8 protein-coding genes, 3 tRNA genes and 3 rRNA genes are annotated in these 14,880 nt (G+C 45.3%); 13 read left to right on the top strand and 1 reads right to left on the bottom strand.

The genetic code is table 11. The features are described from left to right. Nucleotides 1-8 precede the first annotated feature (8 nt). Entirely contained in the window at nucleotides 9-653 is a 645-nt protein-coding gene (locus ACUJFK_RS14520; protein WP_445425303.1) for a RimK-like ATPgrasp N-terminal domain-containing protein, read from the bottom strand. 115 nt (nucleotides 654-768) lie between these two features. Between ACUJFK_RS14520 and ACUJFK_RS14515 the strand changes: the two genes are divergently transcribed. From ACUJFK_RS14515 to ACUJFK_RS14455, 13 genes are all read left to right on the top strand, one after another. Beyond that, a complete protein-coding gene (locus tag ACUJFK_RS14515; protein ID WP_445425302.1) occupies nucleotides 769-1,896 on the top strand; it encodes a GNAT family N-acetyltransferase/peptidase C39 family protein in 1,128 nt (375 codons plus the stop codon). 499 nt (nucleotides 1,897-2,395) lie between these two features. Beyond that, nucleotides 2,396-3,932, top strand: a 16S ribosomal RNA gene (locus tag ACUJFK_RS14510). A 96-nt stretch (nucleotides 3,933-4,028) separates the two neighbouring features. After that, nucleotides 4,029-4,105: transfer RNA gene (locus ACUJFK_RS14505), tRNA-Ile, on the top strand. A gap of 231 nt (nucleotides 4,106-4,336) precedes the next feature. Continuing rightward, a tRNA-Ala gene (locus ACUJFK_RS14500) sits at nucleotides 4,337-4,412 on the top strand. Nucleotides 4,413-4,602: 190 nt separating this feature from the next. Continuing rightward, nucleotides 4,603-7,487 (top strand): 23S ribosomal RNA (locus ACUJFK_RS14495). A gap of 153 nt (nucleotides 7,488-7,640) precedes the next feature. Then, a 5S ribosomal RNA gene (gene rrf / locus ACUJFK_RS14490) occupies nucleotides 7,641-7,755 on the top strand. The 16S, 23S and 5S rRNA genes sit together here with 2 tRNA genes alongside, the layout of an rRNA operon. An 867-nt stretch (nucleotides 7,756-8,622) precedes the next feature. Further along, on the top strand, nucleotides 8,623-10,644 hold the full coding sequence (locus tag ACUJFK_RS14485) for a prolyl oligopeptidase family serine peptidase (protein ID WP_445425301.1): 2,022 nt from the start codon (nucleotides 8,623-8,625) through the stop codon (nucleotides 10,642-10,644). A gap of 136 nt (nucleotides 10,645-10,780) precedes the next feature. Continuing rightward, a tRNA-Trp gene (locus tag ACUJFK_RS14480) sits at nucleotides 10,781-10,857 on the top strand. Between the two features lie 9 nt (nucleotides 10,858-10,866). Further along, on the top strand, nucleotides 10,867-11,220 hold the full coding sequence (locus tag ACUJFK_RS14475; RefSeq protein ID WP_445425300.1) for a hypothetical protein: 354 nt from the start codon (nucleotides 10,867-10,869) through the stop codon (nucleotides 11,218-11,220). Next, nucleotides 11,213-11,662, top strand: a complete 450-nt coding sequence (gene rimI / locus ACUJFK_RS14470) for a ribosomal protein S18-alanine N-acetyltransferase (RefSeq protein ID WP_306178864.1) — start codon at nucleotides 11,213-11,215, stop codon at nucleotides 11,660-11,662. The genes ACUJFK_RS14475 and rimI overlap by 8 nt, the downstream gene beginning before the upstream one ends. Before the next feature lie 1,269 nt (nucleotides 11,663-12,931). Then, nucleotides 12,932-13,252, top strand: coding sequence for a helix-turn-helix domain-containing protein (locus ACUJFK_RS14465; protein ID WP_248348003.1), 321 nt, complete (start codon nucleotides 12,932-12,934; stop codon nucleotides 13,250-13,252). Further along, nucleotides 13,245-14,459 carry a type II toxin-antitoxin system HipA family toxin gene (locus ACUJFK_RS14460; RefSeq protein ID WP_005394637.1) on the top strand — a complete coding sequence of 405 codons (1,215 nt, stop codon included), beginning with the start codon at nucleotides 13,245-13,247 and terminating at the stop codon, nucleotides 14,457-14,459. Before ACUJFK_RS14465 ends, ACUJFK_RS14460 begins: the two co-directional genes overlap by 8 nt. A gap of 216 nt (nucleotides 14,460-14,675) precedes the next feature. After that, on the top strand, nucleotides 14,676-14,870 hold the full coding sequence (locus ACUJFK_RS14455) for a helix-turn-helix transcriptional regulator (protein ID WP_005394635.1): 195 nt from the start codon (nucleotides 14,676-14,678) through the stop codon (nucleotides 14,868-14,870). Nucleotides 14,871-14,880: the final 10 nt, after the last annotated feature.

The following is a 14,880-nucleotide window of genomic DNA, read 5'->3' as shown; positions in this document are numbered from 1 at the left end:
GAATAACTCTAAAGACTTGGGTGTGCAGGGGGGAATTTCTCTGTCGGGTTAGTTAATACAGCTAAATCATATTTGAATTTCAAATTCTTTGGCTCTAAACGCCAAATTTTATGACTGTAGCGCTCGAGTACTTCGGCAAAAAAGCTTTGTTCTGTTTCCGTTAGTTTATGCACCGCCCCTATCTTGATTGACTTAATTTGCCATTGTACTTTTTTTTGTAGCTCAACCCTAAGCACAGGAACGGGCAAAGCCTCAAATAGATAGCTGGCAAATTTGCGTAAAGCCTTGAGCTCAGTTTCACCAAAATAGATATTAAATGTGAGCTGCTCTTCTGTCGACTCAGTCAGTGCTTTAGCCAGCTGATTGCGCAGTTGGCCAGGCAGTTCTTCAATAAGCTCTGAAATCTCATGTCGATTAAATTTATTAAAAGCTCTTAATGAAGGCATCACATGGTGATTATTGGCTTCAGCTAATAGCGAGCAGTAATAACCAGTACCTAAATAATGTGCTTGGCGACATAAATTAATTACTCTTACCCGCTGCGCTTGCTTTGGTCGCCATTTTAAATAGTCGGGTAAACTCATTACGCCATCATATTGATAAAAGGGCGCCCAATCTTGCAGTTTGTCGACAACGATAATCAGTTTTGCCATAACACCATCAGTTTGTTTGAATTTTAGCTTATTTCACAAGTATCGGAAAAGATCGGGCATATTGCTACTATAATGCTTATTAAAATAAAAGTAACACGCTCAGCAGGAGCCATCATTGTCAGATGTTCAATTGCAATCTTCTCAATTAACGATATTAGCGGCAGAAGTGAGTCATGTTTCAACCTTGGTTGAGATAGAACAAGCTTGCTTTACTACAGATAAACTTAGCGTTCGCAGCTTTAGACGTTTTATCAGTGAAAAGCGCAGTGACTTATATATTGCGCGTTATAAAAACGAGATTGTAGGTTATTACTTACTGCTTTATCGGCGTGGCACAAGTTTGGCTCGGCTTTACTCGATTGCATTATTACCCAGTGCTCGTGGCACAGGTATTGCTACGCAACTATTAAAAGATGCGGAAGAAAGAGCGTTAGAACGGCATTGCGCTTTTATGCGATTAGAAGTTCGGCCTGATAATGCGGCTGCTATTCGTTTATATCAAAAACTGGGCTACCATCCTTTTGGCGTTAAACTTGATTTTTATGAAGATCATACCGATGCGTTATGCATGCAGAAGCAAATCCATCATTTCCCAGCAATTGCACATCAGCGTGTAGTACCTTATATACCGCAATCGACACCTTTTACTTGTGGTCCTGCTTGCTTATTAATGGCTTTTAATTACTTTATGCCAGAGCAATATACGCCAGAGCATTTAGAAATTGATATTTGGCGAGAAGCCACTACGGTATTTATGACATCAGGTCACGGTGGTTGTGGTCCTTATGGTTTGGCGTTAGCGGCTGAGCGCAGAGGATTCGCCAGTAAAATATATGTCAATCAAGCAGGGCCGTTGTTTTTAGATACGGTGCGTAGCGCAGATAAGAAAGCGGTTATGCAACGTGTCTATCATGCCGATCACAATAAGGTGCTTACTGCGAATATTCCGTTAGCTATAGTTGAGCCTAACTTAGTTTTGATCCAACAGTTACTCGATCAGGGCTATATCTTGTTAGTACTAATCAGTACCTGGCAATTTGATCGCTCCAAGGCACCGCATTGGGTAGTGGTATGTGCCATAGATGAATTCTTCGTCTATATTAATGATCCTGATGTAGCAGACATTCCTTGGCTCTCAAATAGTGAGCGCCAATACATTCCAATCAGTCATTTGGTTTTTCTAAAGGCCTTTGGCTTTGGTAAAAAGCGTTTAAAAGCGGTTGTTGCGATAAAATCGCGCTAATAATAAACGTTTTGCTGGGATTTTCAGCAGTCAGTTAAATCCTTAATAAAAAGCACTTGCAGGATATTTAAAAGGTCCTATAATGCGCGCCATGCCACGGGAGATACGGCGAACGAGAGTTAAGCGAAACCTGAGGTGATAAAACGAAGTTGCAAAAATCTTTAAAAAAGACGCTTGACAGCAGAGTTTAAATCACTAAAATGGCCGCCTCGCATCAGGGTGCTGATGAAAGCCTCGAAAAGCGAAGTGAAGTAACAAGAGTCTGGTGTGATGATAAGTTTTAAAAAAGAATTATCCTCACGCTTGACTTAAAATCTGGTAGGTGTAAAATTCGCCTCCCGCTTTGAAGTTCAAAGCACGCTCTTTAACAATTCGCAATCAATTATCTGTGTGGGCACTTATGATGATGTTCGTTAAAACGAAATAATCAGTATGAGTGACCAAGTTATAAAGATTTAGTCAGTAATGCTGAGCTGAGGCTTACGTCTCGAAAGAACTTAAATTGAAGAGTTTGATCATGGCTCAGATTGAACGCTGGCGGCAGGCCTAACACATGCAAGTCGAGCGGATGAGGGTAGCTTGCTACCTGATTTAGCGGCGGACGGGTGAGTAATGTATAGGGAGCTGCCCGATAGAGGGGGATACCAGTTGGAAACGACTGTTAATACCGCATAATGTCTACGGACCAAAGTATGGGACCTTCGGGCCATATGCTATCGGATGCCCCTATATGGGATTAGCTAGTTGGTGAGGTAATGGCTCACCAAGGCGACGATCCCTAGCTGGTTTGAGAGGATGATCAGCCACACTGGGACTGAGACACGGCCCAGACTCCTACGGGAGGCAGCAGTGGGGAATATTGGACAATGGGCGCAAGCCTGATCCAGCCATGCCGCGTGTGTGAAGAAGGCCTTCGGGTTGTAAAGCACTTTCAGCGAGGAGGAAGGGTGTTGTGTTAATAGCACAGCATTTTGACGTTACTCGCAGAAGAAGCACCGGCTAACTCCGTGCCAGCAGCCGCGGTAATACGGAGGGTGCAAGCGTTAATCGGAATTACTGGGCGTAAAGCGCACGCAGGCGGCTTTTTAAGTCGGATGTGAAAGCCCCGGGCTCAACCTGGGAATTGCATTCGATACTGGAAAGCTAGAGTATGTGAGAGGGGGGTAGAATTCCAAGTGTAGCGGTGAAATGCGTAGAGATTTGGAGGAATACCAGTGGCGAAGGCGGCCCCCTGGCACAATACTGACGCTCAGGTGCGAAAGCGTGGGGAGCAAACAGGATTAGATACCCTGGTAGTCCACGCCGTAAACGATGTCTACTAGATGTTCGAGGTCTTGTACTTTGAGTATCGCAGCTAACGCATTAAGTAGACCGCCTGGGGAGTACGGTCGCAAGATTAAAACTCAAATGAATTGACGGGGGCCCGCACAAGCGGTGGAGCATGTGGTTTAATTCGACGCAACGCGAAGAACCTTACCTACTCTTGACATCTACGGAAGATTGCAGAGATGCGATTGTGCCTTCGGGAACCGTAAGACAGGTGCTGCATGGCTGTCGTCAGCTCGTGTTGTGAAATGTTGGGTTAAGTCCCGCAACGAGCGCAACCCTTATCCTTAGTTGCCAGCACGTAATGGTGGGAACTCTAGGGAGACTGCCGGTGATAAACCGGAGGAAGGTGGGGACGACGTCAAGTCATCATGGCCCTTACGAGTAGGGCTACACACGTGCTACAATGGTACGTACAGAGGGAGGCAAGCTGGCGACAGTGAGCGGATCTCTTAAAGCGTATCGTAGTCCGGATTGGAGTCTGCAACTCGACTCCATGAAGTCGGAATCGCTAGTAATCGCAAATCAGAATGTTGCGGTGAATACGTTCCCGGGCCTTGTACACACCGCCCGTCACACCATGGGAGTGGGTTGCAAAAGAAGTAGATAGCTTAACCTTCGGGAGGGCGTTTACCACTTTGTGATTCATGACTGGGGTGAAGTCGTAACAAGGTAACCGTAGGGGAACCTGCGGTTGGATCACCTCCTTACCTAAAGAACGGATTTATAAGTGTTCACACAGATGATTGATTGCATGAGATAGAGCAAACGGTTTTGCATGCTTGAGTGATTGGGCGTGTTAAAATTGGTCTGTAGCTCAGGTGGTTAGAGCGCACCCCTGATAAGGGTGAGGTCGGTAGTTCGAGTCTACTCAGACCAACCAATTCGCCGCCAGGCGTTGTTGCAGCAAACCTCACATACTGTAAGTATGCTTCGGTTCACTGCGCCTAGCCTGACAACGAATGTTGAGCAAAGACCATAGAAAGACTTATTGCGATGATTTTTGCTTTAGGCAAGTGAAGCGACGAGCGAGTGAGGGAGTGTACATCAGGTACATGACCGAGTGAGTGAGGAAGCAACATGCAGCATAAAGGAAAAAGCAGAAGCAAGAAGAGGGGTTATAGCTCAGCTGGGAGAGCGCCTGCCTTGCACGCAGGAGGTCAGCGGTTCGATCCCGCTTAACTCCACCACTTCTGGTTTTAAACCGGCTCTAGGAATTCAAATATAAGTGCTTAGCATGTAAGTGTTTATATTTGAGTTTAATCTCAAAACTGCTCTTTAACAATTTGGCAAGCTGATGTAAAAAGTAAAAAAACTAAGGTTACATTTAATTGTATACCTTATTCACACTGTACACTTCAAGACATTTTGGGGTTGTATGGTTAAGTGACTAAGCGTACACGGTGGATGCCTTGGCAGTCAGAGGCGATGAAGGACGTACTAACCTGCGAAAAGCTACGGGGAGCCGGTAAGAGGCATTATATCCGTAGATATCCGAATGGGGAAACCCAGTGAGTTTACTCACTATCGCTACATGAATACATAGTGTAGCGAGGCAAACCGGGAGAACTGAAACATCTAAGTACCCCGAGGAAAAGAAATCAACCGAGATTCCGTTAGTAGCGGCGAGCGAACGCGGAGTAGCCCTTAAGCTATATTGGTGTTAGTGGAATACTCTGGAAAGGGTAGCGATACAGGGTGATAGCCCCGTACACGACAATGCTTTTATAGTGAAAACGAGTAGGACGGGACACGTGGTATCCTGTTTGAACATGGGGGGACCATCCTCCAAGGCTAAATACTCCTGACTGACCGATAGTGAACCAGTACCGTGAGGGAAAGGCGAAAAGAACCCCTGTAAGGGGAGTGAAATAGAACCTGAAACCGTGTACGTACAAGCAGTGGGAGCACCTTCGTGGTGTGACTGCGTACCTTTTGTATAATGGGTCAGCGACTTACATTCTGTAGCGAGGTTAACCGAATAGGGGAGCCGTAGGGAAACCGAGTCTTAACTGGGCGAATAGTTGCAGGGTGTAGACCCGAAACCGGGCGATCTATCCATGAGCAGGTTGAAGGTTGGGTAACACTAACTGGAGGACCGAACCCACTAATGTTGAAAAATTAGGGGATGACTTGTGGATCGGAGTGAAAGGCTAATCAAGCTCGGAGATATCTGGTTCTCCTCGAAAGCTATTTAGGTAGCGCCTCGAGCGAATACCATTGGGGGTAGAGCACTGTTTGGGCTAGGGGGTCATCCCGACTTACCAACCCCATGCAAACTCCGAATACCAATGAGTACTACTCGGGAGACACACGGCGGGTGCTAACGTCCGTCGTGAAAAGGGAAACAACCCAGACCGCCAGCTAAGGTCCCAAAGTAATGATTAAGTGGAAAACGATGTGGGAAGGCATAGACAGCTAGGAGGTTGGCTTAGAAGCAGCCACCCTTTAAAGAAAGCGTAATAGCTCACTAGTCGAGTCGGCCTGCGCGGAAGATGTAACGGGGCTAAAATCATTCACCGAAGCTGCGGACTTGCATTATGTGTAAGTGGTAGAGGAGCGTTCTGTAAGCCTGTGAAGGTGTCTTGAGAAGGATGCTGGAGGTATCAGAAGTGCGAATGCTGACATGAGTAACGATAAGGGGAGTGAAAAACTTCCCCGCCGAAAGACCAAGGGTTCCTATCCCATGCTAATCAGGGTAGGGTGAGTCGGCTCCTAAGGCGAGGCTGAAAGGCGTAGTCGATGGGAAACAGGTTAATATTCCTGTACCGGCCAATACTGCGATGGGGGGACGGAGAAAGCTAGGCAAGCGCGGCGTTGGTAGTCCGCGTGAAAGTGTGTAGGTTGAGAGACTAGGAAAATCCGGTTTCTTAAGACTGAGACACGAGACGAGTCACTAAGGTGATGAAGTTGCTAACGCTATGCTTCCAGGAAAAGCCTCTAAGCTTCAGGTATTGGTGACCGTACCCTAAACCGACACAGGTGGTCAGGTAGAGCATACCAAGGCGCTTGAGAGAACTCGGCTGAAGGAACTAGGCAAAATAGTACCGTAACTTCGGGAGAAGGTACGCTCTTTGATGTGAAGCCCTTGCGGTGTAAGCATTGGAGAGTCGCAGTGACCAGCTGGCTGCAACTGTTTATTAAAAACACAGCACTCTGCAAACACGTAAGTGGACGTATAGGGTGTGACACCTGCCCGGTGCCGGAAGGTTAATTGATGGGGTTAGCGCAAGCGAAGCTCTTGATCGAAGCCCCGGTAAACGGCGGCCGTAACTATAACGGTCCTAAGGTAGCGAAATTCCTTGTCGGGTAAGTTCCGACCTGCACGAATGGTGTAATGATGGCCAGGCTGTCTCCAGCCGAGACTCAGTGAAATTGAAATTGCGGTGAAGATGCCGTATACCCGCGGCTAGACGGAAAGACCCCGTGAACCTTTACTATAGCTTGGCACTGAACATTGACCCTACATGTGTAGGATAGGTGGGAGGCTTTGAAGTTGGAACGCTAGTTCTGATGGAGCCGTCCTTGAAATACCACCCTTGTATGTTTGATGTTCTAACGTAGGTCCCTGGATCGGGATTGCGGACAGTGTCTGGTGGGTAGTTTGACTGGGGCGGTCTCCTCCTAAAGAGTAACGGAGGAGCACGAAGGTTGGCTAAGTACGGTCGGACATCGTACGGTTAGTGTAATGGTAGAAGCCAGCTTAACTGCGAGACAGACACGTCGAGCAGGTACGAAAGTAGGTCATAGTGATCCGGTGGTTCTGTATGGAAGGGCCATCGCTCAACGGATAAAAGGTACTCCGGGGATAACAGGCTGATACCGCCCAAGAGTTCATATCGACGGCGGTGTTTGGCACCTCGATGTCGGCTCATCACATCCTGGGGCTGAAGTCGGTCCCAAGGGTATGGCTGTTCGCCATTTAAAGTGGTACGCGAGCTGGGTTTAGAACGTCGTGAGACAGTTCGGTCCCTATCTGCCGTGGGCGTTGGATGATTGAGTGGAGTTGCTCCTAGTACGAGAGGACCGGAGTGAACGAACCGCTGGTGTTCGGGTTGTCATGCCAATGGCATTGCCCGGTAGCTACGTTCGGAACGGATAACCGCTGAAAGCATCTAAGCGGGAAGCCGGCCACAAGATGAGTCATCCCTTAGACTTCGAGTCTACTAAAGGGTCGTTGAAGACCACAACGTTGATAGGTGAGGTGTGGAAGCGTGGTGACACGTTAAGCTAACTCATACTAATTGCCCGAGAGGCTTAACCATACAACGCCCAAGATGTTTTAAGAAAAGAATACAGTGTGAATTTACTTATCAGATTGCCGAATATTGGAACACGTTTTTATCAAATCCTTCCATGGATTTGACCCTAACGGGCCGCGCTAAAGTGCGTTAAAACGTGTTCCCTACAAGTTTTTGCCTGGTGGCAATAGCGCTGTGGAACCACCTGACTCCATTCCGAACTCAGAAGTGAAACGCAGCTGCGACGATGGTAGTGTGGCATTCGCCATGCGAGAGTAGTACACCGCCAGGCACCTCATTCAATAGAAAGCCCTACTCGCAAGAGTGGGGCTTTTTTATTGGTTGAAATATCTTGAGGCGGTGTACTGCTCGAGCAGGGCGATACCATGCGACAAAAACGTCTGGAACGTTTTTGGACAGCTTTAGCTGGCCGCGCAGCGGCGAACCCCAGGCAAGGGGTGAGCAAAGTAGTACAGTGAGGCCGGGAGACGACAAGCCAACAGTTTGGTTTGACGCCGGCTGAACGCCCTGAGCTCTGCGAAGGGCATGAAGGCACCTCATTCAAGCAAAAGGCTTATCCTAACGGGTAAGCCTTTTTGTGTTGAAGCGCCTCGCGGCGCTGGTGGCATTGAGCAAAGCCATCCTTGGCCTGCATCGCTTCGCGACCTGCCTGCGGCAGTCCAAATTCGTTCCTGAGGAATTTGTCGCCATGCGATTTGGTACTTAAGAATAGTAAAAGGCAATTAAAGCAGTTAGCTCGAATTGTTCCGAGTAACGAAGTACGCCGTTAGACAAATTTTTAACGGGACGTCACCATCATGCTCAAAACTCAAAACTCAAAACTCAAAACTCAAAACTCAAAACTCAAAACTCAAAACTCAAAACTCAAAACTCAGCGTTAATACACCTTCCTTCTGAACGTGTGTTCAGTACCGCCCAATCTCTGGGTTTGCTCTAATCACGCGTGCAGTATCACTGACAAAACGCTTTTAAGCAGTGAATCTTAATAATTTTTGCCGATAAATTTCCTGATAATTTAGTGAGATTGTTTTGGCTTTGTTCTGTCGTTATTCCATGTTGATTAACCGCAAAAGCTAATACAGCAAGGTCAGGGAGTTCTAGTATGGATAGTGTACTTCCTTAAATATGAGAATCGCTTATGCGTTTTGTTAAACCGTTCTGTAGTTTTTTACTTGTTTGCTCAGTAAGTTGGGGGGGGCAAGCTACCACTCCACTTGAGTACGATGATGTATTTGAAATTGAGTTTGTGTCTGATCCTCAACTCGATAGTAAAGGCGAAAACATTGTTTTTGTGCGTAATTGGATGGATCGTCAAACAGACCGCCGGCTTTCTGTGTTGTGGTTAGCGGATGCAAAGGGCCAATTACAAGCGCTTACCCATTCTGCTCAGAGTGCTTCTTCACCACGTTGGTCACCTGATAACAGTAAGCTTGCCTATTTAGCTGATCAGCAAATCCATTTGTATTGGTTAGATAGCGGCCGCAATGTTCAACTAAGCCATGTTAACCATTCACCTGCTAATCTAAGTTGGTCGCCAGATGGACAATGGTTGGCTTTTACCATGTTCACCCCCGTCAGTAAAGCGCCTCCAGTAACCTTACCTGGTAAGCCAGTTAATGCCGAGTGGGCTAAAGCGCCTATTTATATTGATAATAAACAATACCGTGCTGATGGTGCCGGTTATTTACCAGCGGGTTTTACGCAGGTGTATTTAATTGCCGCAGACGGCGGTAGTGCTATTCAATTGACTGATGAAGAGTTTAACCATGGCAGCACGTTAAGTTGGCATCCGGATGGTTCTGCTTTGTATTTATCGGCTAATCGGCATGCAGATTGGCAAACTGCGGTCTCTAATTCCGAACTATTTCGTTTAGATATTAAGACGAAACAATTAACGGCGTTAACCGATCGCTTTGGGCCAGATACGCAACCGCAAGTTTCTCCTGATGGTAAGAAGATTGCTTATTTAGGTTACGATGATCGTAAATTAGCTCATCAAGCTATGCGCTTATATGTAATGGATATTGATGGCAGCAATAGTAAGAATTTAACAGAAGACTTAGATCGGGGTATTGAAAGCTTCCAATGGCAAGCGAACAGTAAAGATCTGTATATTACTTACGATAGTGAGGGCAAAGGTTTATTAGCTGAGTTGTCTGGAAATGGCCGAGTAAAAGTATTAGCTGATGATTTAGGTGGATCTTCTTATAGTCGGCCTTATTCAGGTGGTCAATTTGCGGTTGCCAACAATGGTTTAGTGGCTTATACGCAAGCCAGTACCGCCCATCCTGCTGAGTTGGCGACATTACAACGCAATAAAAAACAGCAGCTAACTTCATTTAATCGTGATTTATTATTTAAACGCGAAATAGGTAAGGTTGAAGAGTTCTGGTACGAATCTTCTGTTGATAAACGTGAGCTGCAAGGCTGGATAATTTATCCGCCGGCTTTTGATGCCAGTAAAAAATATCCTTTGATCCTTGAGATCCATGGAGGCCCACATACTGCTTATGGTCCTTACTTTACGATGGAGTTGCAATTATTGGCATCGCAGGGTTATGTCGTGCTTTACACCAACCCTCGCGGAAGTACGAGCTATGGTGAAGACTTCGCTAACTTGATACATCATAATTATCCAAGCCATGACTTTAATGATCTCATGGATGGTATTGATCAAGTGGTTGCTCGTGGTTTTATCGATGAGCGCGAATTATTCGTTACTGGCGGCAGTGGTGGTGGCGTACTAACCACATGGAGTATTGCTCATACTAAGCGCTTTGCTGCCGCGGTTGCGGTGAATCCGGTAATTAACTGGTATTCTTTTGTGTTAAATGCGGATATGTACAGTTACTTCAGCCAGTATTGGTTTCCTGCTTTACCTTGGGAAGATCCTGAACACTATCTTAAATACTCACCTATTCAGCATGTTGGCAAAGTCGAAACACCCACCATGCTATTAACTGGTGAATCTGATTTCCGTACCCCTATTTCTGAAACTGAGCAATATTATCAGGCATTACAGTTACGTGGCGTAGAAACGGCAATGGTGCGGATCCCTGGGGCATCGCATGCCTTACATACACGGCCAAGTAACATGATGGCGAAACCTGCCTACATTATTTACTGGTTTGAAAAACATCGACAAAAAACCGCTAAATAGTGCGTATAAAGCCCAGTTTATTCTGGGCTTTATTTTATTTACTAAAAAGTGTATGTTTTCTATTCATTCAGGTAGGAGCATCATGTTTTTTACTTTACCTTTAGTCGGTTCTTTGTATAATGGCGACTCCAACGCTAGGGGCATAGTTCCAATTGGTAGAACAGCGGTCTCCAAAACCGATGGTTGGGGGTTCGAATCCCTCTGCCCCTGCCACTTCTTCTTATGACAATGTATTCTCAAACACATCTCACTTTATTAAAGCAGCTTGCTGTGGTGCCGTTGCAACCTAAATCTGAGTTTTATCCAGATTGTTCGCAATCGCGCTCAGCTGAAGCTACTGATGCGCGCCAGAGTGAATCTATAACCAATGTTGAGGCTAGCAAGCTGGATGTGCTGGTAGCAGATATTGAATGTCTGTTGGCATCGTTTGGCATCACAGACTGGCAAATAAACCCCAACGCTGTAGACATTCATTTCCAAGAGCAGCAATTAATTACCCCATCACTCGTGGCACTTAAACAACCCATGTTAAAGCGTCAGCTATGGTTATTGTTATCTGAGTATGTCGATGCCTGAGATCCGGCTACTAAGCCTTGAGGATTTGCCTACCTTAGTCAACATCGAGTTGGCAGCTAATTTATACCCTTGGACTGAAGGGGTATTTCGTTCTTGTTTTAATCAGCAATATTTTAATTATGGTGTTTTTCAACATGAACAGTTGCAAGGGTTTTATATTGGCCAATTTCTGGGGGTAGAAAGCCAATTATTTAATATTGCCGTTGCGCCGCAGGCGCAAGGTCAGGGTTTCGGTAAATTATTACTTGCACACTTTGTAGCACAGAGTACCGAACGTAATGCTTTAGATGCCTGGTTAGAGGTTCGTGCAACTAACCAACAGGCATTGCATCTTTATCAGCAAGCGGGTTTTATCGAAACAGGCCGCCGCAATAATTACTACGTTAGCGCGCAGGGCCGCGAAGATGCATTGCTGATGTGCTTACCCTTAGCGTTTAGTTAATTGCTACGGCTGCTTTTTAGCAGAGGTTTTTGTTGCTATTTTGCTAAAACGGAAGCATATAACTGAATGCTTTATTACCCGCAAAATAACAGATGGTTTATCTTAACAGTTAGCCACCCATTCACAAAGCTGCAAGCCTGATTATGCCTGATATTGTTTGTTTAACGCTGTGGCAATAAAGCCGAGTGCTTGTTTTTTTTCATGGGCAACGTTTTCGTTTTTTTGCAGGTTGCAGCGCCTGTTTAGCCTTACCAGACCCCTTGATGAAAAGCATTGATTGTTTAAAGCGTCAGGATCAGCGAAAATAGCCACCAATGATGTTAAACATAATGGATCTAGCAAACGAAGGGCTCTACTGCGGGCTCTGCAATTATTTGTCGAAATCCATGCAAAAATGAAAAGACTTTATTAATGGCAGACCAAAACTTTCTTAACGAAATCAATTCTAGAAGAACTTTTGCAATCATATCGCACCCTGATGCCACCCAGCCTTTCAACGCTTAAAATCACCTTTCATTGCACACCACAATCACATCTCTACTTACTGATTTTAAAGGTTTTTTGTCTTTTTCTCGTTTCTTTGCTTTTCAATGATGTTCAAGCGTAATCTCGGAAAGTGTGTACAAACTTGAGTACAAATTCCGTTTTAGAGGTCTTTGGCGAAAATTCCATGACACAAACCTGGCTGTAGGCCTTGTCGTTACTGGGTTTGACGTAAAAAGTACTACCGTTAAAAAGAGTCTCTTTTTTTGGTAAATGTTTTCTTCTGTGCCAAATTACAAAATTTAATGAGGGAGTCTATTGTTGGTGTAATTTTTGCTCTAGTGTTTGTTTTTGAAGATGCTTGAAGCGAACCAATACGGTTATTTCTAATTGAGATATCAGACTTACCTTCAAATTTAGTTGCTGTTTACACCATCATTTTGCTCTTGTTTTTCGACTTGTGTGTACAAAATTTCCTGTAACTGTGTACAAACTTCCTCTTTGTTGCACTTATCTTCTGGCGATTTGACGCGAGTTCTTCTGTAGCCCTTGCTGTATAAGGTCTGAGCGACAAAAGTACTTAGGGAGTTTGATGCGTCAGTTCGCGATTATCAGCGAGAGTATCGCTCTTTTGTTGATGACAAAAATCTCCTTCTACTTATATATAATTATGTATCAGTTCATGGCTTTTGATATGTAATAGCTAATCGAATTTGTGTTATTTGAGTCACTGTGATATGTTTTTGTATATAATTATTCTTAATTGATGCATTAAGGCGTATCAAAATGAGCTATGTAACAGAGCAGATACTAGAAAGTCTTCTAGAAGCTCGGGTACGAAAGGGGTTTAGCCAGAGAGAGTTAAGTGCTCGTTCGGGGGTGCCTCAAAGCCATATTTCGAAAATCGAGTCTGGCAGTGTTGATTTAAGAATATCCAGTTTGATTGCACTTGCCCGTGTACTAGACCTAGAGCTATTGGTTGCGCCTAAAAAATCTGTACCTGCCATCAAGTCGATCATTCGAAGTGGACAAGGTATTAACGGCATCAGCGACGAGGGTGAGCCAATGTCGCCCGCATATCAGTTAGAGGAAGACGACGATGACTAACCATGTCTCTACGCTCAACGTTTTGCTTTACGGTGAACCCATTGCAACGATCACCAACGTGGGCAATGACAGAACGATTTTTGCCTTTATGGATTCGTACATTAATGACGAATCACGGCCTGTGTTAGGGCTTGGCTTTAAAGATTCGCTAGGTGGCTTGCTGACTAGCTTCAAACCGACCCAAACCAAGTTAACCCCGTTTTTCTCTAACCTTTTGCCAGAAGAAACCATGCGAAATTACCTGGCAGAGCGTGCCGGTGTTAATCCAGCGCGGGAGTTTTTTCTATTGTGGGTACTGGGACAGGATTTGGCAGGCGCAATCACGGTTGTGCCTGCGGATGGTGAAGCTTTACCACCTAGTGTGCATCAAGACATAGAAGATGAAACGAAAACAGATGAGCCAATGCGTTTTTCATTGGCGGGAGTGCAGTTGAAGTTTTCAGCTGTGCAGCAGGCAAATGGCGGTTTGACGATCCCAGCAACCGGTCAAGGTGGCTCTTGGATTGTAAAATTACCGTCGTCTCGGTTTGAAGCTGTGCCAGAAAATGAATATTCGATGATGGAACTGGCTCGAATGTTGGGAATGGACGTGCCAGAAACGCAGCTACTCCCCATTAATCGGATTGCTAATATCCCCAATGGCATTGGCAAATTTGGTGACAGTGCGTTTGTGATTAAGCGTTTTGACCGTGCAGATGGTCAAGCTGTTCACATTGAGGACTTTGCGCAAGTGTTTGGTGTTTATCCTCAAGATAAATACAAAAAAGCCAGTATGCGCAATATTGCTCATGTTATCGGTATTGAAGGGCAAGACGAAGACATTGCTGAATTTACTCGCCGATTGGTGTTCAATACTCTAATTGGTAATGCTGATATGCATTTGAAGAATTGGTCTGTGATCTACAAAGATAAGCGCACAGCGTCTATTGCACCTGCTTATGACTTCGTTTCAACCATTCCCTATATCCCAGATGATAGTGCATCGCTTAAGGTGAGCCGTAGCAAGAAATTCAGTGATTTCACGTTGGATGAGCTATCACACTTAGCGGCTAAAGCCATGTTGCCAGAAAAATTGGTGTTAGATACCGCAAAGCAAACTGTAGCAGGCTTCCATGAGGTATGGGCGAAAGAAAAAACGCATTTACCCCTTACAAAGTCGGTGATTGAAGCCATTGAAAGGCACTTACGAAGCATACCGCTACGCTGAATACCTAGTAGCTAGAGCGTGCATATTGATAAAGATGGTTTAACTTCACACGATTTTACGGCGGTTTCCGCCGTAAACTGGAAATTTTGTAAACTGCGCAATGATACTGGAGTCGTGATAAGGCTGATCTTCTGAACAAATCATGCATCTTTCTGACCATCAACAAGTGATGAATCAGGCGATGATAGCTTTACATTGATTTTCAGGAGAATGCAGATGACAGCAGTAGTGCACAAGGTAACCCCTTTTCTAACATCTTACGAAGTGATGGCTCGTTACCACATTAGCTATACGACGCTCTGGCGAAGAATAAAAGATGGCAGCTTGCCGCAACCTCGTATCAACCGAAATACACGAAACAAGCTGTGGCACATTGAAGATTTGGAGGAGTATGAGAAGAAAGAGGACTGAGCCTCTTTCT

This window comes from Alishewanella sp. HL-SH06 (assembly GCF_052656265.1).
This window is presented reverse-complemented; position numbering and strand designations above follow the sequence as displayed.

Bases quoted from the DNA above. Each gene is read 5' to 3' on its own strand.
- ACUJFK_RS14475 (WP_445425300.1), top strand. From the start codon at position 10,867: ATGACAATGTATTCTCAAACACATCTCACTTTATTAAAGCAGCTTGCT.
- ACUJFK_RS14465 (WP_248348003.1), top strand. From the start codon at position 12,932: ATGAGCTATGTAACAGAGCAGATACTAGAAAGTCTTCTAGAAGCTCGG.
- rimI (WP_306178864.1), top strand. From the start codon at position 11,213: ATGCCTGAGATCCGGCTACTAAGCCTTGAGGATTTGCCTACCTTAGTC.
- ACUJFK_RS14455 (WP_005394635.1), top strand. From the start codon at position 14,676: ATGACAGCAGTAGTGCACAAGGTAACCCCTTTTCTAACATCTTACGAA.
- ACUJFK_RS14485 (WP_445425301.1), top strand. From the start codon at position 8,623: ATGCGTTTTGTTAAACCGTTCTGTAGTTTTTTACTTGTTTGCTCAGTA.
- ACUJFK_RS14460 (WP_005394637.1), top strand. From the start codon at position 13,245: ATGACTAACCATGTCTCTACGCTCAACGTTTTGCTTTACGGTGAACCC.
- ACUJFK_RS14520 (WP_445425303.1), bottom strand. From the start codon at position 653: ATGGCAAAACTGATTATCGTTGTCGACAAACTGCAAGATTGGGCGCCC.